Annotated in this window: 24 protein-coding genes; 12 read left to right on the forward strand and 12 right to left on the reverse strand. The window is 43.6% G+C overall.

Translation table 11 applies throughout. The features are described from left to right. Positions 1 to 2: 2 nt before the first annotated feature. The 4 genes from LIX84_RS16225 to zwf all read right to left on the reverse strand — a co-directional run bounded on the left by LIX84_RS16225 (position 3) and on the right by zwf (position 4,464). Positions 3 to 530 (reverse strand): hypothetical protein, encoded by a 528-nt coding sequence (locus tag LIX84_RS16225; RefSeq protein WP_226421739.1) that lies wholly within the window; start codon positions 528 to 530, stop codon positions 3 to 5. Positions 531 to 761: 231 nt separating this feature from the next. Beyond that, positions 762 to 2,210 (reverse strand): decarboxylating NADP(+)-dependent phosphogluconate dehydrogenase, encoded by a 1,449-nt coding sequence (gene gnd / locus LIX84_RS16230; RefSeq protein ID WP_015296824.1) that lies wholly within the window; start codon positions 2,208 to 2,210, stop codon positions 762 to 764. A gap of 38 nt (positions 2,211 to 2,248) precedes the next feature. Beyond that, positions 2,249 to 2,965, reverse strand: coding sequence for a 6-phosphogluconolactonase (gene pgl, locus LIX84_RS16235; RefSeq protein WP_152814862.1), 717 nt, complete (start codon positions 2,963 to 2,965; stop codon positions 2,249 to 2,251). Continuing rightward, positions 2,962 to 4,464: a glucose-6-phosphate dehydrogenase gene (gene zwf, locus LIX84_RS16240; protein ID WP_005397367.1), complete on the reverse strand. Its 1,503-nt coding sequence runs from the start codon at positions 4,462 to 4,464 to the stop codon at positions 2,962 to 2,964. Before zwf ends, pgl begins: the two co-directional genes overlap by 4 nt. A gap of 539 nt (positions 4,465 to 5,003) precedes the next feature. Here zwf and LIX84_RS16245 point away from each other — a divergent pair. Both LIX84_RS16245 and LIX84_RS16250 read left to right on the forward strand, forming a co-directional pair. Further along, entirely contained in the window at positions 5,004 to 5,936 is a 933-nt protein-coding gene (locus tag LIX84_RS16245; RefSeq protein WP_226421740.1) for an AraC family transcriptional regulator, read from the forward strand. A 117-nt stretch (positions 5,937 to 6,053) separates the two neighbouring features. After that, a complete protein-coding gene (locus LIX84_RS16250) occupies positions 6,054 to 8,189 on the forward strand; it encodes a TonB-dependent siderophore receptor (protein ID WP_226421741.1) in 2,136 nt (711 codons plus the stop codon). 77 nt (positions 8,190 to 8,266) lie between these two features. Here the strand turns inward: LIX84_RS16250 and LIX84_RS16255 are convergent, their stop codons facing one another. Beyond that, the gene (locus LIX84_RS16255; RefSeq protein ID WP_114322274.1) at positions 8,267 to 8,953 is read right to left on the reverse strand and encodes a response regulator; all 687 of its coding nucleotides are present in this window, start codon (positions 8,951 to 8,953) and stop codon (positions 8,267 to 8,269) included. Then, positions 8,950 to 10,569 (reverse strand): ATP-binding protein, encoded by a 1,620-nt coding sequence (locus LIX84_RS16260; RefSeq protein ID WP_226421742.1) that lies wholly within the window; start codon positions 10,567 to 10,569, stop codon positions 8,950 to 8,952. Before LIX84_RS16260 ends, LIX84_RS16255 begins: the two co-directional genes overlap by 4 nt. Positions 10,570 to 11,045: 476 nt before the next feature. Between LIX84_RS16260 and LIX84_RS16265 the strand changes: the two genes are divergently transcribed. The 7 genes from LIX84_RS16265 (at position 11,046) to LIX84_RS16295 (ending at position 18,443) form a co-directional block, all read left to right on the forward strand. Continuing rightward, positions 11,046 to 11,273 carry a hypothetical protein gene (locus tag LIX84_RS16265; protein ID WP_005377125.1) on the forward strand — a complete coding sequence of 76 codons (228 nt, stop codon included), beginning with the start codon at positions 11,046 to 11,048 and terminating at the stop codon, positions 11,271 to 11,273. 130 nt (positions 11,274 to 11,403) lie between these two features. After that, positions 11,404 to 12,819 carry a TolC family protein gene (locus tag LIX84_RS16270; RefSeq protein WP_226421743.1) on the forward strand — a complete coding sequence of 472 codons (1,416 nt, stop codon included), beginning with the start codon at positions 11,404 to 11,406 and terminating at the stop codon, positions 12,817 to 12,819. Positions 12,820 to 12,822: 3 nt separating this feature from the next. Further along, positions 12,823 to 13,803, forward strand: coding sequence for an HlyD family secretion protein (locus tag LIX84_RS16275; protein WP_226421744.1), 981 nt, complete (start codon positions 12,823 to 12,825; stop codon positions 13,801 to 13,803). Between the two features lie 22 nt (positions 13,804 to 13,825). Continuing rightward, positions 13,826 to 14,965 (forward strand): ABC transporter permease, encoded by a 1,140-nt coding sequence (locus LIX84_RS16280; protein WP_226421745.1) that lies wholly within the window; start codon positions 13,826 to 13,828, stop codon positions 14,963 to 14,965. Then, complete coding sequence (locus LIX84_RS16285) at positions 14,962 to 16,113, forward strand: ABC transporter permease (protein WP_226421746.1); 1,152 nt, start codon at positions 14,962 to 14,964, stop codon at positions 16,111 to 16,113. Before LIX84_RS16280 ends, LIX84_RS16285 begins: the two co-directional genes overlap by 4 nt. Before the next feature lie 283 nt (positions 16,114 to 16,396). After that, positions 16,397 to 17,461 carry an HlyD family secretion protein gene (locus LIX84_RS16290; protein WP_046875202.1) on the forward strand — a complete coding sequence of 355 codons (1,065 nt, stop codon included), beginning with the start codon at positions 16,397 to 16,399 and terminating at the stop codon, positions 17,459 to 17,461. After that, on the forward strand, positions 17,451 to 18,443 hold the full coding sequence (locus LIX84_RS16295) for a DUF2955 domain-containing protein (RefSeq protein WP_226421747.1): 993 nt from the start codon (positions 17,451 to 17,453) through the stop codon (positions 18,441 to 18,443). Before LIX84_RS16290 ends, LIX84_RS16295 begins: the two co-directional genes overlap by 11 nt. 128 nt (positions 18,444 to 18,571) lie before the next feature. On the opposite strand, the gene LIX84_RS16300 is transcribed toward LIX84_RS16295, so the two are convergent. Next, positions 18,572 to 19,489 carry a LysR family transcriptional regulator gene (locus tag LIX84_RS16300; protein WP_226421748.1) on the reverse strand — a complete coding sequence of 306 codons (918 nt, stop codon included), beginning with the start codon at positions 19,487 to 19,489 and terminating at the stop codon, positions 18,572 to 18,574. A gap of 302 nt (positions 19,490 to 19,791) precedes the next feature. Here LIX84_RS16300 and LIX84_RS16305 point away from each other — a divergent pair, with 302 nt between their 5' ends. From LIX84_RS16305 to LIX84_RS16315, 3 genes are read left to right on the forward strand one after another with little or no spacing between them, the layout of a single operon-like run. Next, positions 19,792 to 20,004 (forward strand): DUF1656 domain-containing protein, encoded by a 213-nt coding sequence (locus LIX84_RS16305; protein ID WP_170903376.1) that lies wholly within the window; start codon positions 19,792 to 19,794, stop codon positions 20,002 to 20,004. A 10-nt stretch (positions 20,005 to 20,014) separates the two neighbouring features. Further along, positions 20,015 to 20,878 carry an HlyD family secretion protein gene (locus tag LIX84_RS16310; RefSeq protein ID WP_031780619.1) on the forward strand — a complete coding sequence of 288 codons (864 nt, stop codon included), beginning with the start codon at positions 20,015 to 20,017 and terminating at the stop codon, positions 20,876 to 20,878. 14 nt (positions 20,879 to 20,892) lie between these two features. Continuing rightward, on the forward strand, positions 20,893 to 22,248 hold the full coding sequence (locus LIX84_RS16315; protein ID WP_226421749.1) for an FUSC family protein: 1,356 nt from the start codon (positions 20,893 to 20,895) through the stop codon (positions 22,246 to 22,248). A gap of 47 nt (positions 22,249 to 22,295) precedes the next feature. On the opposite strand, the gene LIX84_RS16320 is transcribed toward LIX84_RS16315, so the two are convergent. The 5 genes from LIX84_RS16320 to LIX84_RS16340 form a co-directional block, all read right to left on the reverse strand. Continuing rightward, positions 22,296 to 22,637, reverse strand: a complete 342-nt coding sequence (locus LIX84_RS16320; protein ID WP_226421750.1) for a hypothetical protein — start codon at positions 22,635 to 22,637, stop codon at positions 22,296 to 22,298. A gap of 152 nt (positions 22,638 to 22,789) precedes the next feature. Next, positions 22,790 to 23,254: a DUF2846 domain-containing protein gene (locus tag LIX84_RS16325; RefSeq protein WP_005397344.1), complete on the reverse strand. Its 465-nt coding sequence runs from the start codon at positions 23,252 to 23,254 to the stop codon at positions 22,790 to 22,792. A gap of 169 nt (positions 23,255 to 23,423) precedes the next feature. Beyond that, on the reverse strand, positions 23,424 to 24,050 hold the full coding sequence (locus LIX84_RS16330; RefSeq protein WP_226421751.1) for a LysE family translocator: 627 nt from the start codon (positions 24,048 to 24,050) through the stop codon (positions 23,424 to 23,426). 298 nt (positions 24,051 to 24,348) lie between these two features. Further along, entirely contained in the window at positions 24,349 to 24,702 is a 354-nt protein-coding gene (locus LIX84_RS16335; RefSeq protein WP_226421752.1) for a DUF1428 domain-containing protein, read from the reverse strand. Between the two features lie 97 nt (positions 24,703 to 24,799). Beyond that, positions 24,800 to 25,405, reverse strand: a complete 606-nt coding sequence (locus tag LIX84_RS16340; protein ID WP_226421753.1) for a hypothetical protein — start codon at positions 25,403 to 25,405, stop codon at positions 24,800 to 24,802. Positions 25,406 to 25,495 lie beyond the last annotated feature (90 nt).

The raw sequence follows: 25,495 nt of genomic DNA on the forward strand, positions 1-25,495 counted from the left end.
TTCTATTGAATGTAATTTTCCTGTGACTTGATATAGTTATCAATCCGTTCGAGTTCGTGAAAATAGCCATACACCGCAATGCGATTAATCTCAGCATCCAAGCAAAGCCTCTCATCTTTCACCATAGCTTCAATCGACATCCCACTGGACGCGATTGTGAAAGGTGGGCACGCTGAGTAACCATTATTTTCTGCAATATACTTCAATCGCCCAAATTCCAAAATTTGAACTGGAATAGCAACGATAAGGGACAAGACAACTGTTATGGTTATCACTTTAATCGGCACTTTGACTAACTGTGTCATTCGATCAAATAAAATATAAACCAATAATGTAGGACACAAGAGTAAGCTTACGATACTTAAAACATATGACGCATCAATGTAGACCACTTGAAAGCCACTACTGAGCTGAAGCGGTAGAGATTCGAAAGCGAAATGATGATAACGGCGATAAATGGAGTAAATGATCAGTAATATGAAAATAAGCAACACGAAAGCTGTGTAAAATGGATGCTTCTGTTGTGTCATTTCTATTACCTTGACCTTGTAGTTGAGGAGATGCAAGAGAGCGGCTTAGCTTCATCTTCGAAAAGAAATATTAAACTGCTAGCAAAAGCATGCTCTCCCATTTCTGAGAAGTGCATGACGAATCAACGTTTAATGTAACTTACAAATCTACCAATATCTCAATATCTTACGGACACAAAAAAGGATGCCACTTGGGCATCCTTTTGCTTTTATCCGTTTACTAACTGCGGATTAAACGTCGTAAGTTGTAGACGCTGTGTTACCGCCTGTGCCCGTCCAGTTCGTATGGAAGAATTCACCACGCTCACGGTCGATACGCTCGTAAGTGTGAGCACCGAAGTAGTCACGTTGAGCTTGCAGTAGGTTCGCAGGTAGACGAGCTGTTGTGTAACCGTCTAGGAACGTTAGTGCAGAAGTCGTACATGGCATTGGGATGCCCGCTTCTAGAGACTTAGCTGCAACTTTGCGCCATGCTACTAGGCTGTTTTGTAGGATACCTTTGAAGTAATCATCAGAGCCTAGGAATGCTAGTTCTGGGTTTGCTTCGTATGCATCACGGATGTTGCCTAGGAACGCGCTGCGGATGATACAACCACCACGCCACATAAGAGCAACGTTACCGTAGTTTAGGTCCCAGCCATTCTCGTTTGATGCTTCGCGCATTAGCATAAAGCCTTGAGCGTAAGAGATGATCTTAGACGCTAGAAGCGCTTGACGTAGTGCGTCAACCCACTCTTGCTTGTCACCTTCTACTGGTGTGATTGTCTTACCGAACAGTTTCTCAGCTTCAACACGTTGATCTTTTAGTGCAGATAGGCAACGAGAGAATACTGACTCAGAGATAAGCGTTAGTGGAATACCTAGGTCTAGTGCGTTGATACCCGTCCATTTACCTGTACCTTTTTGGCCTGCAGTGTCTAGGATTTTCTCAACTAGAGGTTCACCGTCTTCATCTTTGTAGCCAAGGATGTCAGCCGTAATTTCAACAAGGTAGCTATTTAGCTCAGTGTTGTTCCACTCAGCGAATACCGCTTGCATCTCGTCTGCAGACATACCAAGACCGTCTTTCATGAACTGGTAAGCTTCTGTGATCAGCTGCATGTCGCCGTATTCGATGCCATTGTGTACCATCTTAACGAAGTGGCCCGCACCGTCGTTACCAACCCAGTCACAACAAGGCTCACCTGCATCAGTTTTTGCAGAGATACCTTGGAAGATTGGCTTAACCGCTTCCCAAGCTTCTGGAGCGCCGCCAGGCATGATAGATGGGCCAAAACGTGCACCTTCTTCACCACCAGATACGCCAGTACCGATGAAGTGAATGCCTTTTTCGCGTAGTGCTGCAACGCGACGGTTTGTATCTGGGTAGTTCGTGTTACCACCGTCGATGATGATGTCGCCTTTGTCTAGTAGAGGGACTAGCGCGTCGATGAATTTGTCTACCACATCACCTGCGCGAACCATTAGCATCACTTTACGTGGCGTTTCTAGCTTCTCTACTAGTTCTTCTAGAGAGTATGCACCGATGATGTTCGTGCCTTTCGCTGGACCTTCCAGGAACTCGTCTACTTTAGCAGCAGTACGGTTGTGAGCGACCACTTTGAAGCCGTGATCGTTCATGTTTAGGATAAGGTTTTGACCCATTACCGCTAGGCCAATTACACCGATATCACCTTTCATTGTTTCTCTCCAATTTTGTTTCATTGACGAGCAGCGTTTTAAGCAATTTTTGCTGCTGCGTCCAAATCTAAATACCATTCCGTCAGGCCAGATTTCGCTTGAATCTTAGCCGCTGGGTATGGCAGTGCGTGTGCAGGTGAACTGTTGATCTCTTCAACGATGTCCGCTTTTCCTGCACCCAGCACTAAGTAACTGATGCGTTTTGCTGCTTCTAAAACGCGTGCCGTTTTTGACACACGAAGCTGGCCTGACTCAGGATGAGGCGCCACAAGAGATAGATTCGCATCATCATAATTGGTTTGGCCAGGGAACAGAGAAGCGGTGTGACCATCTGCACCAACACCTAATAAGATCCAGTCAAACACAGGGGTTCCGTTTTCAGTCGGAATCACCTCTGACATCTCTTTCGCAAAGCGTTCCGCTTCCACTTTAGGGTCATCTTCACCGCGTATACGGTGGATGTTTTCTGTTGGAATGTTTACTTGGCTAAACAGTAGCGCGTTCGCTTCTCCGTAGTTGCTTTCCGCATCGTCAGGTGCGACACAACGTTCGTCACCCCACCAGAAGTGGAGATTTTGCCACTGAATAGAGGTTGCGTAAGCCTCTGAAGCCAACAGTTTGAACAGCATTTTAGGAGTGCTGCCGCCAGAAAGAGAGATGTGAACAGGTCGGCCCATTTCGCTGAACGCTTTCATGTCGTTAGCTAGGCTTTCAACTACCTGCTCTGCTGTTTGGTAGATCTTATGGTTGATCATAGTTCACAGTAATCCGTATCTGTTAAGTTTTTACATGGGAAGCGCCAAGCGCGACCATCACGCTGTAGCAGGTCGTCTGACTCTTTAGGACCCCATGTGCCGCATGCGTACCCGAAGAGGGATTGTGGATCTTGTTTAAAATCTAAAATTGGCTGTACGTACTGCCAACACGCTTCCACCGCATCACTACGTGCAAATAGCGTAGCATCACCATTCAAAGCATCAAGTAGAAGACGCTCATACGCAGTTAGCATTTGCGTTTCTTGTAGGTCAGCGTAATGGAAGTTCATTTTCACTTCTTTCGCTTCAAAACCTGCGCCTGGCTCTTTCAAGCCAAAGCTCATTTGAATGCCTTCGTCTGGCTGAATGCGAATGATCAGCTTGTTTTCTGGTGCGTTTTGACCAAACACTGGGTGCGGTGTTTGTTTAAAGTGGATAACCACTTCAGTAACGCGTGTTGGAAGACGCTTACCAGTACGCACGTAGAATGGCACGCCATTCCAACGCCAGTTGTTAATGTATGCTTTCAAACCGATGTAAGTTTCGGTACGAGAATCATCTGCAACCCCCGGCTCTTCACGGTAGCCACGTAGACTTTGTCCACGAACTTCAGAAGCGGTGTATTGACCTAATACTAGATCGTTACGCAGAGCGTTTTCGTCCAAAGGTTTTAGACACTGGAGTACTTTAACGACTTCATCACGCATCGAATCTGCATTGATCTGTGCAGGTGGCTCCATACCCACCATCGCCAATACTTGTAGCAGGTGGTTTTGGAACATATCGCGCACGGCACCCGAGTTGTCGTAGTAACCACCACGCTCCTCTACGCCGAGGAATTCTGCGCCCGTGATTTCAACATAATCAATGAAGTTACGGTTCCAAAGCGGCTCAAACATCGCGTTTGAGAAACGAAGTACAAGAAGGTTTTGTACCGTCTCTTTACCTAAGTAATGGTCAATTCGGTAGATTTGATGCTCTTGGAAGTGCTCGTGAATTTCTTTATCCAGAATACGCGCTGATTCAAGGTCATAACCGAATGGTTTCTCAATAATCAGGCGTTTCCAACCATCTTCTTCTTTGTTTAGGCCGTGTGCTGCAAGACTTGCAGGAATCACACTGTATAAACTTGGTGGGGTTGCTAAGTAGAAAAGCGTATTGCGCTGATCGAAACGATATTCGTCAGCAAGTTGGTCTAAACGAGAAGATAGCTTACTGTAATCTTGTGTGTCAGAAGTATTGATAGCTTGGTAGTGCAGATGGTTAATAAATGCATCAAGCGTTTCTGGCTCAGTCTTTTCCATTTCCTGAAGCGATTTTTTCAGCTTCGCGCGGTAAGACTCATCACTGTATTCAGTGCGACTTACACCCAGAATGGCAAAATTTTCTGGAAGCTGCTTGTTCGCATAGAGGTGGTATAAAGCAGGAATGAGCTTACGATATGTAAGGTCACCTGAAGCACCAAAAATAACGATGCTGCTGTTTTCTGGTATTACCATCATCTTTCCCTTAAAAACGAGGTACTTATTGTGTGCCCGGATACGGCTAAAGGATGAGCCAACCCTATCAATGGCACCTCAAAATAGAAAATTGGTCTTACCTATTACGTTGATAGGTAAAGTCTATAGGCCCAAAGAACCTCAAGAAGTAGCACTCCCAAATCTGTTGGAAACACGACGTATTAAGGTCATTTAGGTCACTTATGTCTCAAAAGTACACACTGTACTCGCTGGAGGAGAGTCCGACACGGTGCAGTATTGTCTACGACTATTTGATTTACATCAACACTTGCCAGTGCAAACGTTTAAATAAGTTGCACAAAACATCATAAATATTTGTATTTTATGGATAAAAAAAGTTGCACTAACGTAAGACAAAAATTAAGCAAAAACTCTAATATGGACAATCCTTATCCACCCTTGCAATCCATTACAATTTTATTGTGATCTATGTGGCCTGAATTTTATCCTCCCACTCTATTGATAATGATACTCAATTAAAGATAATGAGGATACTATTAATGCGAAAGTAGAATGTCATGAAACCAAGCACAAAGAATCTGCACCCGATAAACCGAATACACTCTGTGCTTGATTACATTCACAACAATCTAGATATCGCACTTAGTGTGGATGAAATCTCGAAAGCAAGCTGCTGGTCACGTTGGCAACTGCAACGCGTTTTCCAGCAACACACTGGCGTATCCGTCGCTCACTATATTAGAGAGCTTAAACTAAGCCTTGCGGCTGAACGCTTAATCCATACATCAGATCGCTCGTTAGATATTGCGATAGAAATGGGGTTTGCTTCTGAACATGCATTTAGTCGAGCGTTCAAAAATATGTTTTCAAAGAGTCCTCGAGACTATCGTAAAGCTCAGCAACTAACGGGCTTGAGGCAACCTTTAACGTTGCGCGATACACCAGAAGATGAAAATAGACATAAGTGCTTTATCGAAGTTCGAATAGAAACAAAACCTGCTTTTGTGCTTGCTGGTTATCATGAACCTATTTATGGATTGTTTTCCGCAACGCCCAACTTCCAATCCAAGGTGCCCTCGCTGTGGTCACAGCTCTACTCATCTGACAACCATACTCACCTGGAAAGAAACTATCTTGGTGTGATTGACGTAACAAAAGCGTATTCAAGCAACCAGCAACTCGAGTATTGGGCAGGTTATGAGTACAACTCAGCGTCAAAAACTTCAATATCCAAAGTCTCTACGCAAGAACCAGATCTTCTGGTTGTTCCTAAGCAAACCTACGCAGTGATTACGCACATAGGTAAAGCATCAAATCTAGCGGCGACGCTTGAGTGGTTCATTTTGCACTGGCTCCCCTATTCCAATTATCACGGTATTGATGGCTACGAGTTAGAAGTTTATCCAGAAGACTATGATGTTGAGAGCGAGAATGCCCAAATGCATTACTGGATACCTGTCAAACCGAACGAAGTCACGCCTATTAGATAGAAGCCTAAGCACTTAGGTTCTGGCTTTGCACCAAATTGTTAACTTTTCCTATTTCTTTCGCTATAGAATGCAAACAACAATCATTATCAACAAATAAAAGTAGTGGAATTAATAAATATGGAAAGTCCGAATCGATTTCATCGTTCTGCGGTTGCAGTCGTGGTATCCGCGCTTATTGCTGGTCACGCCAGTGCCACTGAGAGCACTTCTCAGCACGAAACTATCACAGTACTTGGCGAAACATACCGAAACACCGCAACTAAAACCGTTTTAGAACCGGAAGAAACGCCGCAAGCGATCACGGTAATCACTAAAGATGACATGGACCTGCGCGGCGTAAACTCGGTGAGCGAAGCATTGCGTTACGCGCCTGGCGTAAATACAGAGCTGCGTGGCGGTGCCGTTTCTCGCCTTGACCTATTCAATATTCGTGGTTTTATCAACTACACCAACTTTTATGATGGTCTGCCTTTACTTTACAATGGTTGGAACCTTCAACCTCAGGTCGATTCCGTTGCCCTTGAACAAATCGAGGTTTTTAAAGGGCCAACGTCTGTTCTTTACGGCAATATTCCACCAGGAGGTATGGTCAATATTATCGCCAAGGCGCCTCAGTCAACACCTTCGCACTCTGTCTCGATTAGTACTGGGACTAACAGCCTAAAAGAACTGACGTTCGACACCACAGGACAAATTGGTGATTCTAATGTTGATTACCGTATTATCGGCCTCGCAAAACAGCGAGATGGTCAAGCCGATACGTCTGAAGACGAACGTTATGTCCTCGCTCCATCTTTCAATTGGCAAGCGACAGAAAGCACCTTAGTCAACGTGAATGTTTACTATCAAAATGATCCATCAGCAGGTATCTACACGACCGTGCCAGCGTCTGGCTCAGTGATTGACAACCCACTTGGCTCGATGTCACCAAGCACTTATTTGGGGGATGAGGACTGGAACACTTACGAACGCGAAGTTCTGATGATGGGTTACAAAGTCCAACACGACTTTAACAACAATTGGCAATTTCTACAGAATGCCCGCTACATGACCGCCGATGCCTATCAGGAAAACACATATAACGGTGCACTTGAAGCGGATAACCGTACCGTTGGTCGAAATGCTTATTTAACCGATGAAAAGTCCAAATCCTTTGTGATTGACAACCAACTATCTGGCTACGTTAAAACAGGAAATTTTGAACATAACTTATTGTTCGGGCTTGATTATCAGTATCTAGATTCAGATGTAAAATACAAAGACACGCTTGGGTATTCGCTAACTCAGGACATTTTTAATCCTGACCACAACAGCATTGATCGTAATGCACTGAATTTCCAATACAAACAAAACTTAGGTATCAAAACGAAGCAGATTGGCGTTTATTTCCAAGATCAAGTTCGTTACGACCAACTTGTAATGATTGCGGGTCTTCGTTGGGATAAATACGATTCAAATACAGACGCCGTGAGCGATTACCTAGGAGCAATATCCAACAGCAAGGAAGAGTTAGACGACACCAACGTATCTTTCCGAGTCGGCGGTTTGTATGAACTCGACTTCGGCCTATCCCCATACCTTACTTACTCCGAGAGTTTTGAGCCGATTGCGGGTGCAGATGCCACAGGCAAAGCGTTTGAACCATCAACCGGGCATCAGTGGGAACTCGGTTTTAAGTACGCGCCATTGTCTGGCGATATTTCGGGTAATTTAGCGTTCTTCCATATTACGAAGAAAAACGCGATCTTGACCGATCCGAATAATCCTTATGCACCGAACTATCAAGCGGGCGAAGTGGTATCACAGGGTGTTGAACTAGAGGCAAAGTGGCAAGCCACAGCACAAGCTGATTTCACTCTAGGCTACACGTATACCGATATGGAGATTACCGAAGACAGTTATTACAACCAAGAAGGTAAAACGCCGGTTTGGGTGCCTGAGCAAACGGCCTCTCTATGGGCCAATTACTTCTTTGAAGGAAATCTTTCAGGCCTTCGTACCAGTGCTGGCGTTCGCTATGTCGGAGAAGCACAAATTGATGCACAGAATAGTCAAAAAGTACCGGACTACACCTTGTTTGATTTGGCAGCAAGTTACGATTTTTCAACAGTATCTGAATCAATGAAAGGGGCTAGCGTCACCCTTTCTGCAAGCAATCTATTCGATAAAGAATACTATTCTTGTTACGACAAAAATAACTGTTGGTTTGGCGCTGAGCGCTCTATTGAAGCGAAATTAGAATATAATTTCTAACTCCTCAGCGCGAAAAAGCGATGGTTTGTTTAAAACAAGCCATCGCTTTCATTTCGTATTTAGCATCAAAATCTACGTTACCGTATCACTTTCTTATAGCACCTTTCCGGCCTACCTACCGACCCATAGTTTAAATCAGCCTCTAGTTCACCAGTGCTGATCAGATACTCCAAATAGCGCCTTGCCGTTGTTCGGCTCGCACCAATCTTTTCGCCTGCCTCATCAGCGGTCAGCACACTACCATTTGGGAACAACTCTCTGATCTTATCCAAGGTTACACCATCAATCCCTTTCGGTAATCGGTTCGGCAAGTTGTCTTGATTGGCGTGAGACTGCAGCATTTTATCAACGAGGTTCTGATCCAAACTCTCTGCGATGTCTAGTTGTTGGCGTTGGGACACATACTTTTTCAGTGCGGCATCTAAGCGTGGAAACATCACTGGTTTTAACAGGTAATCGACAACGCCACCTCTCATTGCCTGTTGTAGCGTATCGACATCCCTTGCCGCGGTAATCAAAATGACATCACACGTTTGGTTGTTCGCACGTAATGTATTGAGTATCTCAAGCCCTGTTCCATCAGGAAGGTATACATCCATCAACAAGAGGTCTGGCTTAAGAATATCGAGTTGCATTTCCGCTTCTATTCTCGTGGTCGCAATGCCGACCACTTCCAAACCTGCCAATTGGCTCAAGTATTTGTGGTGCAGCTCAGCAATAGCCAGATCATCTTCAATGATCATTACGCGAGTCGCCATACTCATAATTGTTCTTCCTTGGGTAAATACACCGTTATTCTTGTTCCATAATTTGTGTTGGGCATCATCTCAACATGGCCGTGATATCGAGTAGCCAACTGGTTGACAAGATGCAATCCTACCCCCCGATTTTGACGAGATTTCGTCGACACCCCTTTTTTAAATAGCGCCTGCGGCTCTATATCGCTTGGTAAACCACAGCCTTGATCTATCACCTCAAGTATCACTTCATTTCCGTAATCGCTCACTGACACATCGATATTTCTGCGCTCCGATGCGACATTCGATTCATCACGAATCGAGGTTAACGTTGCGTCGAAAGCGTTATCAATTAAGTTGCCCAGAATGGTGACAAGGTCTTCCGAATTTAGCCACTCAGGCAGAGGCTCCAAACGACTGCCTTCTTCAACCACCAGCTGTAAGCCTAACTCGCGAGCACGTTCTGTTTTTCCAAGCAACATACCAGCAATTAACGGGTCTTTAACGGTGTCTCTTAAAAATTCGATCATCGCTTGATAGTGTGCGGTTTCTTGCCCAATTAACTTTTGTACGGCATCCAGCTCACCCATCTGAACTAACCCGCTAATGGTGTTTAGCTTATTTCGATGCTCATGGGTTTGCGAACGTAATAAATCTGCATATTCTTTGGTTTGTGATAACTGCTCGGTTAGGTCGTTGATTTCATCCCTTAAACGGAAACTCGATACTGCCCCCACTATTTTTCCATCCACATAAATTGGCGAACGGTTTGCGATCAGACGTTTATGATTAAGGAATATCTCAATATCATGATCTTCCTGTCCGGTTTCTAGCACCGTATATAAGTCACTATCGCGTAACGTCTCAGTCAACGGTTTATTAAGAGCTGCCTCTCTATCAATACCGAGAATCTGGCAGGCACTACGATTTATCGAGCGAAGTATCCCTTGGGCATCAATGCTTAACACGCCCTCTTTGATAGTGCTCATCGTCACTTCTAATTCGCCGTACAACCGCCCTATCTCTTCAGGCTCAAAGCCTAAAATGGCGCGCTGAAACTTTCTCGACGCATAATTGGATACAATGGCATTAGCGACGACAACTACGATGACCATTAAAATCAAAAAGGCCAAAAATGGTTCGATGCGGTCTTGCAGTCGGTCGAGCAAATAGCCAACCGAAACCACACCAATGATGTTCCCTTGCTCGTCAAAAATCGCAGCTTTACCACGAACTGAATAACCTAACGAGCCCTGTGCCGTCGAAACATAAGACAACCCCTGTTCTAGCGCTCGACGATTGTCGCCACCTCTCATTGGCTTGCCCAACCGCTCATCAACAGGGTGGATTAAGCGTACTCCCTTATGGTCGCCAATAACGATGAATGCAGCACCTATGGCTTCGGTTAATTCTCTAAAGCGAAGTTGGTATGGCTGGGGGTTTTGGGTTTCGATCATTTCACGAACAACCGCTGAGTCCGCTAAAAAACGGGCAACACCCAGTGCTTTTTCTCCCATTTCTTGCTCTTGATTGATTTTGAGATAAGTGAACCCTGCGGCGACAAGCAATAACAGCTCTATCAACCCCGACAGCGTCATGATAATGAGCATCCGCTTACGAAAGCTGATGGTTTTCCAACTCATTGATACATCCTTGTGATTCACTCTTGAGCGTAACGTTAACACTCAGTTAACAGCATGACGTTGTCGCGGTGATAAATCTGTGAGGAAGGCAAGCAAACCGCAGAGTTTACGGTTAATTAATCGACGAGCTGAAACATAAAATTACAACCATTCACCAAATTTAGCATTCCTCTCTGATACTCAATTCCATACATAAATTGCCCTTAAAATCATGATCGCGATCACATCGATTTTAGCGGTTTTTGAGGCGTTTTTAGACTTTACAACGTATAATTTTTAATCAACGAAACCAATGAGAGTTTCGGTTTGAAAGCAGTGAAGCTGGAAGTCTATTAAAAGCTCAACATTGACGTCAGTGATTTGGACACAAATAAAACAAAACACAAATACTGACTATATGACAAACACTTAGACACCATCTGAAAACTGGAAAACTATAAACAGAGGTGCATTTATAGTTAGAAGGAACACCAAACATGGAACGCGATACCTTTGGAATATGCCTGAATAAGGCGATGCTGTCAGAGAATATGTATTCAACATTTACACACGTCAGGGCTTATGAAAAAAACGGAGGCGGTACTTCTGATCTCAAAGTCCTGTTATCATTCCCTCAAATGAGCGGAAAAGATCTATTGAATACGATGCGAGGTTCTCGTCAGCTCGAGTGGAGAGCGGAGTTTCACTGTCCATATACGAAATAAATTTGTAACATCTCCCGCGCCCAGCACAAATATAACTGGGCGCATACTACTGCCCAATTTTCCCTCCTACTTAACACGCAGTTACGAATCCTTTATATTAGAGCTAATACTCTACGACAAAGCAGCCATTATGAAAAAAACAGGAAAGTTTTGGATATTGGGCTTACTTAGCAGCTCGATTTCCCTTGCCTGTCATGCGGCACCGATCACTTTTGATACCGCATGGCAGCTATTGCTAGAAAACAACTATTCTCTTAAAGCTCAACGCTCAAACGTCGAGAACTACCAATACCAAGAGAGTGCCACCAGCAATCTCAACTTACCTCAAGTTACCATTGGCGCGAATTACACGCGTTTAGATACCGATATCACGCTTTCGGGAAAACAGGTCCTAGACAGCACAGGAGCACACATTAACGTACCTCCTGCTTTTCAGCCTATTTTTGGTGCCTTAGCTAATACCACTTCGACCATAACCGAGCGCGATATTTTCTCTTCGTCTATTCGTGCCATTTGGCCAATTTTTACTGGTGGTAGAATTTCTGCGGCTCAATCAGCAGCAGAAGGCAAAACGGATGAGGCGAAAAGTCAGCTTCTAATGGAACAACAAGCGCGTTTTGAAGATTTATCGAAGTACTACTTTTCTGTCGTACTGGCAAAGGAAGTACTCGCAACGCGGCAAGCGGTTGAAGCTGGGCTAAAAAAGCATCGAGATTTTGCCATTAAGCTTGAAGAGCAAGGACAAATCGCGCACGTTGAGCGCCTGCAAGCCGAGGCTTCTTTAGATAAAGCATCTGTAGAAACACGTAAAGCTGCCAGCGATTTGAGTATCGCTCAGGCTGCATTAGGTAAATTACTCGCGCAAGATGATGCCGTAGAGCCCGCTGAATCTTTGTTTATCAACGACAGTCTTCCCCCTCTTACCGCTTTTGTCGATCAAACGCTGCTTACCTATCCGGGGTTAGAACTTCTGAGCGCTAAACACAAACAAGCCTCTAGCTTAATCAAAGCAGAAAAAGGGAAATACTACCCTGAAGTTTATCTTTACGGCGACTACAGCTTGTATGAAGACGATTCTCTCGCAAGCCAAATGAAGCCTGACTGGTTAGTTGGTGTTGGTGTCAGCATTCCACTGATTGAATCATCAGGGCGAAGCGAAAAAGTCAAAGCCGCTCAAAGCGTCGTCTCGCAGGTCGACTCATTAAAGTCCCAAGCCAAACAAGACTTATCGCTGTTAGTCCAAAAGACATACTTGGAGGCTCAGCAAGCCATTGATGAAGTACAAGGGCTCGCATCTAGCATTGAACTCGCTAACGAAAATCTGCGCTTGCGTGAAAAAGCATTTACTCAGGGTCTGTCGTCTTCTCTGGATGTTGTGGATGCACAACTTTATGTCGCGAGTATAGAAACACAACGTTCAGCGGCGCGTTTCCGCTATTTAATATCTTTAACCAAGCTACTCGCATTGAGCAGTGAAATGAACAGCTTCGAACAATATCAAAATACCGCTTATATCCCTGCTTCAACATCCAAAGAGGTGAAATAAATCATGGCAGCTAAATCACTAAAACCCGTTTTACTCTCACTTTGTGCTTTGGGTGTTGCCTCTTGGGTTGGGTATCAATTTTACCAAGCCTATCAACCAGAACCGATCCGCTTACAGGGATTAATTGAAGCCCAGCAATACAGCATTTCCTCAAAAGTCCCAGGGCGTATTGATGAGGTCATGGTACGTAAAGGCGACGATGTAGAGAAAGGTCAGCTTATTTTTACCCTTCATAGTCCTGAAATTGAAGCGAAGTTAGAACAAGCAAAAGCAGGTGAAAAAGCGGCGGACGCCTTAGCTCAAGAAGCTGAGAAAGGCGCACGTGAGCAACAAATCCAAGCAGCAAAAGATCAGTGGATGAAAGCCAAAGCCTCTGCGAATTTAATGGAAAAAACCTACAATCGTGTGAATAACCTTTATAACGATGGCGTGGTTGCAGAACAAAAACGCGATGAAGCTTTAACTCAATGGCAAGCAGCGAAATACACAGAAAGTGCCGCGTTTCAAATGTATGAAATGGCAAAAGAAGGCGCTAGAAGTGAAACCAAAGTGGCTGCGGCGGAAAAAGCGCGCATGGCATCAGGTGCCGTAGCCGAAGTAGAAGCGTATGCGAAAGATACTCAGATCTACAGCTGGTTCGACGGCGAAGTCTCTCAAGTTCTGCTTCAAAGTGGTGAATTAGCACCTCAGGGCTTCCCAGTAGTTACTGTGATAGATACAGAAGATGCCTGGGCGACACTGAATGTGCGTGAAGATTACCTTCAACACTTTAAAAAAGGAGCAACCTTTGATGCCTATTTGCCTGCCTTAAATAAAAATGTTGAGTTCAAAGTAACGCATGTTGCCGTTATGGGTGACTTTGCAACGTGGAGAGCAACCGATGCTTCTCAAGGTTTTGATCTTCGTACCTTTGAAGTAGAAGCTCGTCCAGCTCAACCCGAACCTGAACTGCGTATGGGAATGAGTGTTGTCGTTGAACTTTAATCACAACCACTAGGTTAATGCTATGACGATTAATATTTCACAGCAGCATATCTTACGACGAGACAAGTGGTTGCTTTCGTGCCTTACTTGGATACCGATTTTGCTCGCGATGATGATTTGGGGAGTGTTCTCTGCGGGCATTGCCCGGGATCTGCCAATCGGTGTGGTTGATCTACAACATTCCCAACTTTCTCGAAAGCTCATTCAATCTTTGGATGCGTCGTCGAGTCTGGCTGTTAACTATCACTACACCAGTGCAAGCGAAGCAAAAAATGCGATGATTGAAGGCGATATCTACGCTTACGCGGTCATCCCATCTAAGTTCGACCAAGATATTCTCCAGCACCGCCAACCTCAACTTTCTGTCTTTTACAACAGTCAGTACATTTTGGTAGCGAAACTGATCAACTCTGCCGTTGCGCAAGCACAAGGCTATTTCGACGCTCAGGTTGAAGTAATGGGAAACTTGGCTAAGGGTAACACCACAACGTTAGCAGCGGCTGGACAGGCTGTACCCGTGTCGACACAAATAACCGCATTATTTAACCGTAACAATGACTACGCACAATTTTTGGTAACGGCTATCGTGCCAGCTATTTGGCAAATATGTATTGTAGTAAGCACTATTTTGATTCTTGCCGCGCACTTTCGCATTTATGGTGGAAAGCCATACGCCAGGCTCACTTCCCTATTAAGTCAGTACATTCCGGTCTTTATGGCGCAAGGTGCGTTGTTCTTGTATTGGTTTTATTCCGTGCTTGATTGGCCAATGGAAGGCAGTTTTGTGGTTATGCTACTAGCACAATTAGCGACGGTTATCGCCTGTATCATTATGGGAGCGTTGTTCTTCTTCTTGTCGATGGATCCTGCACGTGCGATGAGTTTTGCTGGCGCGTTTACGGCTCCAAGCTTCGCGTTCATGGGAATTACATTCCCAGTTTCTGACATGAACACGCTCGCTTATGCATGGCGTTCATTATTGCCGATTACCCATTACATTGAAGTGCAAGTGAGTCAAGCAAGCTATGGAGCATCGGCCGCACAATCTTTAAGCTCGCTATGGCCTATGATTGGCTACGTTGTGCCCCTGCTCATTACCGCAGCCTTGATGGGTAAACATCGAACAGCTTCATCAACACGCCAAGCGAAGGAGGCGGTATGACATTGTGGCAACTGATTAAAGCGGAACTTAAGGCCGTTCTAACCAATCCAGTCGTTACGTTGACCGTGTTTGGTGGTGTCGTATTTTACTCGTTTTTATACCCTTTGCCTTATGCACAACAAACGCCTCGTGAACAACCAATCGCGATTGTTAATCTAGATGGTAGTCAGACGAGTTTAAAGCTGGAACGTATGGTTGATGCCACTCCGCAAGTCAACGTAGTCACTCGACTTCATACGATTGCCGATGCAAAGCAAGCATTTTTACAACGAGAGATCACCGGTTTTTTAGTCATACCAGAACACTTTTACAAAGACCTAATGCTAGGTAAAAGCCCGACTCTGGCCTACGCTGCGGACGCCTCGTATTTTCTCGTGTACGGAACCGTGGTAGAAGGATTGGCCCAAGCTGGAGGCACATTAGGGGCCCAAGTGAAAGTCAGTAAAATGGTGATAGATGGTGTGCCCATGAGTATGGCTAGCCATAATTACTCTGCTATTAAGCTTAATATGAAACCAACGTTCAACCCAACCATGGGTTACATCGAATACGTAGTGCCAGCAGTATTTGTTCTGATTTTACAACAAACGTTGATCATGGCGGTTGGATTACAAACGGGAACACAGCGTCATGGTCGTGGCTACTGGTCTCAAGTATCAACGGGATCGCTGCTGCTTGTGAGAACGTTAGTATTTGTGGCAATTTATTATTTACTCGGCGCCTATTATTTTGGTTTTAGCTTCGAACGTTTAAACGTAAACCATATCGCCAATGTGAGCGAACTACTTACCATGTTGTTCCCGTTCTTTTTAGGTTGTTGCGGACTAGGCTTCTGGCTAGGTTACTTATTACCTCGACGTGAACTTGTCACCTTAGTCGTCCTCGTGAGCTCTATGCCGCTCATTTTCTTGGCTGGTTTTATTTGGCCAGTTGAAGCTATTCCTGCTCCCCTACTATGGATTGCTGATTTAAGCCCAAGTACTTGGGCGATCAAAGCTTTCTTAGCGCTAAACCAAATGGGGGCAACCTGGCAACAAGTCGCACAACATTGGACAGCACTTTGGTCATTAACCGTGCTTTGGGGTAGCGTTGCGTACTGGATTGCTAAACGAAATAACAAGCCAGTTGTAACAGAAAGTCTAAGTTGATTTCTCTCTACAGCTCAAAGAGATAATCACAAATCAAAAACCTGATGGACGAGCTGGGGGGCGAAATGTCGCCCCTTTTTTATTGGCGATATTAGCCAATGTGATTGGAAAGTTCGTTTAGCATGCTTCAGTCTCTCTAAATGGCACCTTTGGAACAATCCTATAACCTTATCGACAAATAGTTGATTTTTTAGAAGCATTGTTTATGTCACATGTTGTAACATTGTTTATGTCACATGTTGTAACATTGTTTATCTAACGTATTGTAACAAGAGAGAATTGGATGTCTAAAGCGGAATCATCTTCCAGAAAGTTAAGCTTTATTATTATTGGCCTCGTTTTTGTGGTTTGGCTATATAGCTTGTGGGCAGATCGAGTAACACCAATCACTGGCACCGCTCGGATTCATTCTTATCTTGTCCGTATTACTCCAGAGGTTTCAGGGAACCTAACTGAAATCCATGTTCGCAATAATCAAGTCGTCAATGCTGGTGATGTGCTCTTCGAAATTGATCCAAGAGACTATCAAATTAATCTGCGTTCAGCCGAAGCAAACTTAGCCATTGCTGGCCAAAACATTGGAGCCAACACCGCGGCTGTTGAAGTGGCACAAGCTAAGGTCATTGAATCACTCGCAGCTCGAGACAACGCAAGAGAACAAGCAGCTCGCGTAACCGAGCTCGCCGCAAAAGGGGTATTGAGTAAATCTGAGCTAGACAACGCCATCGAAGCTAAAGCACGAGCTCAAGCCACATTAGAGGCAGCAGAAGCGTCCTTAGCTCAAGCCAAGCATAATCTTGGTCCCGAAGGGCAAGATAATCCCCAGATTCTCGCAGCTATAGCAAATCTAGAAAAAGCGCAACTCGACTTACAACGAACGAAAGTGATTGCTCCATCAAAGGGGATCGTTTCTAACTTACAACTCACTGTTGGGCAAAAAGCGACGACTGGCTCACCTCTTGTCACTTTCATTGATCCGAGAGGCGTGTGGGTATCAGCGCTTGTTCGCGAAAACTCACTCGAGCATGTTCGTGCGGGACAAAAAACAAAGATTGTGTTGGATGCTTTACCTGGCAGAGTGTTTGAAGGGCGAGTAGAAAGCATTGGCTGGGGTACTGGTGGCAGTAACGACGTCGATCCGACAACTGGCTTTTTGGTTGCAGACAATAATTCCTTAAACGCACAGCGCTATCCTGTAAATATTGTTTTTGAAGGCGGAGATATTCCCGAAAACGTACGTTATGGTTCGAAAGCAACGGTCGCTTTTTTAACTGAGCAAAGCACCTTTGGAGAGTGGCTGGCCTCTTTCTGGATGAGAGTGTTGAGTATCTGGACTTATGTTTCATAGTTCAGCAAATCCAATCATTAGATTGGTTTTCACTCCGATTCTTTTACTGTTTTACTTACAGTATTCAGGTGCGCCTACTCCCTTTATCGCGCCAATATTCGTTGTGATTTTTCTAACTCTGATGCCATCTAAGCCCCCGTTCAACATGATGTTGAAATTGCTGGTAATACTCTCACTTCTCAGCTTTGGCATCGTAACTTTAGCAGGAGCGCTCATGAGCTCTCCTAGTGGCTTCTTACTGTTTACTTGGTCACTTCTCTGTTGGAGTTATTACCGAAGTCATCGCGATCCCAAAGACATCGTTTCGACACTCACTTTGATTGTTGTATTGATTATCGTGGTCACAAGCCAACAAATGGGATTGTCGCTTGAGGGGTTGCCATGGGTCTTATTTACTAGTTTCATCGTTGCGTTGGTTGCCACATACATTAGCTTTTGGCTATTCCCTGGGGACGAAAAAGATATACAACCAGACAAAACCACTCTTGATGGTGCAAACGAACATATCGGGCTTATCGTCTTTAAAGCAACCGCATTGTGTGTTGTTTTGTACGCGCTAATATCATCTGGAAGCTCTCAAACGCTATTGATCGCAATAACATTTGGCAGCATGATTAAGCACCCAGTTAATCAAGACAGTCATTCCTTTGGGCGGTATCGAATTATCACTACAAGCCTAGGGATCTTGTTTACTATTCCATGCATGCTTGCAGTAGCCACAGGTGCACCTACTTACGTTGTACTTGGCGTTACCATCTTTTGTGGCCTGCAACTAGCGTGTTTTGCAATACGTCGACAGACACACTTAACCATCTATCAATTGCTTTTTACTAACTTCACTGTGCTGACTTACCAGATTATTAACAATACGGGCATCGAATCATTTTCTGCTCAAATGACTCGATTCGTCTCTATTTCTATCGCTATAGTTCTAGGGGTACTGGTTCTCAATTTATTTAGATCAGAGCAAGAGGTGAAATAACTGCAGCCTCTCTTTCTTAAACTAAAGCGGCTGAGCGATATGAGCTTTCTCATTGAACGAAGCTTGAATAAGTAAAAAACAAGACTCGAATTGAGTCTTGTTTATAAATGTGGTTTGGATGAATACAGTTATGGCGTCGCTTTAAAATCGCGGATTAGCTTCTCCCGATACGCCGTAACAACCCTCATGATAGAGTCTTTTACATCCCCTATTTGCTTAGAGGGTTGACACCAAAGGCCAAAACCAAACTTAAAGCCTTCTAGTAATTCACAGACTTCAACGGGCTCTATATCATTATTAGAAAATTCGGAATGAGCCAGCGTTCTAGGAAGAATCGCCCACCCTAGCCCTGCTTCAACCATTTTTACAACAAGAGCCAACTGATCGACTTCTTCATGATTCGAACTGACGATAACTTTTTCACCCATTCCTTCTTCAACGAAAGATCGCAACACAAATTGCTTGCTATTCCTCAACGCAGTTAACACTCGGTCGGGTGCCATAGAAGCCAGTTCACCACCTTTCTGGACAAAGGGAACAAATTCAAAGTGACCTAAAAACGTCGAGTCTAGACTGTGTATTGCACGGCTATCATGCACATTGACAATACCGAACTGGTACTCACCAGTCGCTAAACCTTCTTTGATCTCGTTACGGTTACGAACAAAAAAGTTAACTCGCATCATCGGAAAATCTGCCGCTAATTGAACACGAAGTAACACCAGCAAACGATGTGGGATGGCACTAGAATAGGCAATGCTGACACTCTCTAAGCCACCATGAGCAAGGCTCAATGCGACTTTGTCAAACTTACGGGCTTGTTCAATTGTTTGCTTTGCATAGTGGTAAAGAAGGCGAGCATCTTCAGTGGGTTCTACGGAACGGCCAACCCGATTAAACAAGCTCACAGCAAGTAAATCTTCTAAATTCGTAATAACCTGCCCGATGGTTGTTCTGTGCTTATTCAATTTTACAGCAGCCTTGCTAAACGAAAGCTCCTCGTAAACAGCAACGAATGCCAATAGTTGTTCAAGACTAAAATTCATAGGTTTTCTTATATCTTAGGGCTACATGGCTAAACTATCACAAGTTATTGAGAATGCTAGCTCGAAAGAGCGACGGTTAACCCGAGGCTTTTATCCTCATCACTAGATACGTAGCTATTCCGCACGTAAATGCGAAAACTTATCGCACTCATACTCCCCTAAAAGCACGTTCGACATTAGACGTAACTCATTATGAACTCTCTAAAAAAATACATTGATGGATTTGATCCTACAAAAGCGATTATTACATTTGTAGGATTTCTCTTATCTTTGCATTCATCAAATAAATAGAGAAAAGCACTATGAACTCAATGCCACATGAGCTTGTGTGGGGTGAAGTTTACTTCCCACCCTTGCTGCTGGTTGTTGCATTGGCTTACATGCTCACCATTTTGGTTGGAACCGTTGCGACAAAATTAGGGGTACACAAATATGTTGCGTTTCCAGCACTTGCAGAGCTGAGCCTAATTGTGATTTTTACTGGAGTAATTGGTCGATTCATAACCATCTTTTGAGGCAAATTCCGTGATAAAACGTTATCTAATCACATTTTTATTACTGTGTTCCGCTGGCACTGTGATTTTCAGTTACTACCAATCATACTCAAACAATCCTTGGACTAGAGATGGTCATGTCAGCGCGTACATTGTGTCTATAACGCCCCGTGTAACCGGGCAAGTCATCAAGGTATATGTTGAAGACAACTCCCAAGTTAATGCGGGCGACTTACTATTTGAGATTGACCCAAGCATTTATAAAGCGTCTTACCACAAAGCCCAGGCTGCTCAAAAGCAAGCCATTGCGTTGTTAGCGAAAGCCAAAAATGAAGAACAACGTGCACTGGAACTAGAAAAGCGTACACCTGGCGCGGTATCTGTGCTGACGTTGAACAATTTGAACAACGCCGTAGAGACAGCAATCGCAAACGTGGAGCTGGCGAAAGCAAACGTCGAAGAAGCAAAACTGAACCTTGATTACACCAAGGTGTACGCTCCAACGAATGGTTACATCACCAATTTTAATCTGCGCACCGGCTCCCAAGTTGTCGCAAACTCACCAGTTGTAGCATTAATTGATGAAGACAGCTTTTGGATCGAAGGCTATTTCAAAGAAACGGATTTAGTTGGTGTTGATCCACAAGATAAAGCATACGTGACCTTAATGATGCACGACGAAATGGTGCTGGAAGGTAAAATCAAGAGCATTGGTTACGGCATCGCGAAGCAAGACGGTAGTACAGGTAACGACCTTCTGCCTAATGTGAACCCTAACTTTCAGTGGATACGCTTAGCTCAACGCATTCCAATTAAAGTGAAATTAGACAACTTACCAAAAGATTTTCAACTACGCGTCGGTATGACGGCATCCATCAAAATCATCAAACAATAAATGCGGTGAAATGTATGTTTAATGCGTCAACCAAAGAAGCCATTAAAGCTGCGCTGTCTATCGTTATCGCAATCTGCCTCGCCTTATGGTTTCAATGGGAGAAACCCTATTGGGCAGCGATCGCCGTCGCGGTAATGGCATTAAATGAAAGCTTCGCTCACTCGATAAACAAAGGTCATAATCGCCTAGTGGGAACCCTACTGGGCATCGGCTATGCCTTTTTCCTCATCACAGTATTTTCTCAAGATCGCTTCTTGTTCCTGACTTTTTTTACCCTATTTTTAGGTGTATGCATTTTCATGTCGAGCGACGAAAAGTACGGTTATGTGTTCTCCATAGGCTTTGCGGTGTGCTCTATCATCGCTTGTATGGGAGGATTTGATAGTCAAGTGACGTTCCATTTCGCAGTACTTCGAATGCAGGAAACTATTCTTGGCATCATTACCTTCTCCGTTGTTTATCGTTTGGTTTGGCCAGTGAATACTGAAGAGAATTTCATTCAACGCTTTGAGAGCAGCCGTGAGGTGTTGCTTAAAGCTATAGACAAACCAAATGACATTGATATTGATGCCCTTGAAACCAACACAGCAAACATTGAGAAGATGTGCCAACTACTGGGATTACCGCTCACGGGCAGTTACCACCTCAAAGAACATCGAAAGCTGTGGCATCAGCGCCTAGAAGAGATGAAACGTATTCAAGAACGATTACTTGAACAAGTGGAAAAGCCCCACTGTGATGATATTGACTGGAAACCTGTGGCTCAAAACCTGACGCTATTTGATATCGCTCAGCCAACCACGCATCTAATTGGTCGTACCTTATTGACTGAACAAGTGAACCAGAAAACATCTTGGCATCGTGAACACCGGACTTTCATACAGCACTTGAAAGAAGACCGCAGAAAGGTTTTACAAGGAATATCGATGTTTATCACCTCGTTATTGGTTTGGATTTATCTCCCTGTACCAGGTGGGTTTATATTCCCTATGTTGGCCGGTGTCTTTTCATCAATAGTACCTACAATGCCTCCTAGCGTTGTTAAAGATGCCTTCTTTGGCGTTTTGGGAACAGGTTCAGTGATACTGCTGCAATACATCTTCTTGATGCCCATGATGACTGAGCTCTGGCAACTAGGGTTATTTTATTTCATCAATATTATTTTGATTTGGGAGGTATTTTCTACACCACAGCTGATGATCCATAGAGTCTTAGGCGTCAATTTATTGGTGGTATTAACCTCAGGCGCACTTAACTTGACCCCGGAGTATCGTATCGAAACACCTTTACTCATGCTGGTAAACATCATGCTCATTTTGATGATCGCCAAGTTATTTAATGACCTGTTTCATCCCCGCGTAACCGCTTAAACAAGCAATTAAACTTAATAAGGAAATGCTTTGAACAATGGGTTAGATCAAATTACGTAATGGCAAATAACACTGCCCGAAAAGGTAAAAATTAACGACCAAAACAACACACTTTGAACAGGAAACATATGAAATATCAGCAGTGGGAATACTTTAATATCACGAAGTGAGAATAATATTTGAGGTTGAAGATCCCAACATGTAGCTAAAGATGCGCCTCTTTTGAGCCGAGGATGCTTGATCAAATACTCAGCATAGGATGAATAAACCGTCCACAACCCTAACAGCCCAAATAACTCGATGATAGAAATAACTTCCAGACTAAATGGCAATAGTGAAGGCCCACCAATGAGCAAGATAATTGCGAAGATCCACATCTTATTTTTCATTACACATCCTTGTTGCTGATTTACGCTTATGTATTACCAATAACAAGTAAAAGCTGTTGGCCATAAAAACGCAACCCAACGTTGAACTTTTCATGTCAAGCGCTGAGTTGTGTTTTTTTAAGTACTTTTAAATGTAAAATCAGTCAGTTAAACTAGATCGAAGGACAGTTTCCTTTTTCTGCCATGTCTACTTTTAGTACTTCTGCTTTACCTTTGCTTTCGTCTACGAGTTCCACGCCCGCACCACCAACAAATACACCCATTTTAATGTATTGATTAACGAAATAATTACGACCCTCTTCCGTTAAGATAGTTAAGTGATTTTCAGAAAACTCAGACTCTGTACTTACTTGATGTTCTTTATTGCCTTCGACCTCATGGTAGAAAAACACACCAGGAGCGGTTTCACCAATACATTCTCCATCGACGTAAACATACTTTTTAAGTGCTGCTCCGACAAAAGCATCTTCTCGGTAAATGTAAATCCCTGCGTTCCCCTTTTGAGGTGCTTCAAATGATTTCATTTGATTTGATACTGTCGAATCAACAGTAGGAACAGAAGCACAACCTGACAAACCCAAAAGGAATGCGGAACACAAAATTACTTTATTTTTCATGTTATTAACCTAGCTACGATAAAATCGCGCCAACCATACTATAAATAAATACGTTCACTTATTGGTATTTATGAAATTTGTGATTCAACCTATGCAATAGCACTCATTTTACGTATAGGTTGAGCAAACATTAGCCATATAAAAATCACGAGAATAAAATGCCCTGTATCTAACGATCACTAAATGCCACTTTACTCGCTAGACTGATAAGCAGAATACCCGAAACACCTTCAAGAGTTCTAGAGTAACGCTGAGAGTGTGAACGACTAAATACCCAATTACCCACAGATGCGTACAAAACGTTACATGTCGTCGCAAGTGCGCTGAACAGCAAGCCAAGTACTAATAATTGCATTGATGTTGAGCTTGCAGACGTATCAATAAATTGAGGCAGAAATGACAGGAAGAATAACGCTACTTTTGGATTCAAGACGCTGACAATAACCCCCTGAACAAACACATTTTTATTATTATCAACATTTTTGTTTTCAACGATTTTACTTTCTCCACGCCACATGGACAGTAATGACTGAACACCTAAATAAACTAGGTAAGCGGCCCCTAACCATTTAACAACGCTAAAAGCCAAAGATGAACTCAGAATTATTGCTGACAAACCTAAACATGCCGCTAGTGTATGAAAAAAGTAACCAACACCAAGCGCCAGAGCCGCTTTCAGCCCAGCAGATAATTTACCTTTCATTGTATTGGAAACAATATAAATTACATCTGGTCCAGGAATCATGTTGATAGCGAGACAAGCGACAACAAATAATAATAGTGAGTTTGAATCCATTCTTTTCTCCAAATTAACGTCTTGCGGGATAACATCTCATCGAACTATAAGTAATGCAACGTCTAGGTTTCCGTTGGTTATCAAGGCGTTGACCGTAGTTCATTAACGTGCCTGCCATCGCAGGCTCGGGGCTAGCTATAGCTGATACGACAATCAGTGAATAATTTATCCCTTCCATTTTTACTCTAAGCCTCCACATGGAGTTTTATCAACGCTTATCGCGGAATAATGTACATCAGAAGCGTAATCCTGATTAACGCGCCAAGTGTCACGAATCAAGCTGGGGCTCTCTGGTATTTTACTGCTCCAAAATAACATCAAATCCACCATAAATGAGACGCTTTCCATCAAAGGGCATTGGGTTGTTCTCAGGACTCATTCGAGGATCACCCATGATCCGCTGCCACCCTGAGTCCCGAACTTCTTTTGAAGGCCAGACTACCCACGAAAACACAACGGTTTCGTTGCTTTCAGCTTTAACTGCCATGGGAAATGATGTGATCTCACCATCTGGTACTTCACTCCCCCACGTCTCAACAACCTTTAAGGCCCCAAACTCCCTGAACATTTCTGCTGCTATTTTTGCGTGTGCGATATACTTTTCTTTATTCGCTGTCGGTACTGCAGCGACAAACCCATCAATGTATGACATAAGTAAACTCCTTTCATTGGAGTTATAACCATAGCTCAATAAAAAGAATGCACATGATGCCAAACCATAGAAGCAGGTACGTAATACAGCTTGAGAGCTACATTCCTAGCTTGGACTTTATATGCATATTTGAAAGGTATGTGTTTGGATCTAGCTTAGTTAGCGTATTTATAATTCCCAAAACGCTCGAATACTCAATACGTTCCTCTTCTGCATGCCCGATCCCACCTATTGTAAAGTGAGTAAAGCGGTAATCACGATAAACGTTTTGAAGCTGGCTAGAAATATCTTTGAGTAATCTTTTACTGAGGCTGAATGCAGGGTATTCACTATTTTCTGAAAGCTCTGCTGTAGATCCAATAGAGACAATATTGCATTTATCGTTAAGTGAACCTAAAGCGTTAAGTTTATTGACTAAATTAAGATACCCAATCGGGCCAACATTCATAAGCTCAATCAATTCGTTTGTTGTCAATTTTGAAGACTCTCCCCACATCGACGCCAAATAAACTATGATGTCAAACTTTACACCTTTGAAGCACGTGTAATCTGGTTTTTTCTCCGGACTAACATCAATACGAACAGAAGCTACTCCATCCTCAACTAGCTTTGATCTAGAAATAGTATAAGTTTCTTTACCCTGTAAGTTCGTAGCCAAGAACCTTCCTAGACCCCTGCTACCTCCAACAATTAAAATCTGCATAACCCTATTCCTTGGTTAAAGTTGTCTTTCATATTATCCGCCAAACTGTGCATTAGGCATCACTTTAACGTTTCTATTGTTTGCCTCTGT

The sequence above is a fragment of the Vibrio sp. E14 genome (assembly GCF_020515785.1).
Classification (GTDB): Bacteria; Pseudomonadota; Gammaproteobacteria; order Enterobacterales; family Vibrionaceae; genus Vibrio; species Vibrio diabolicus.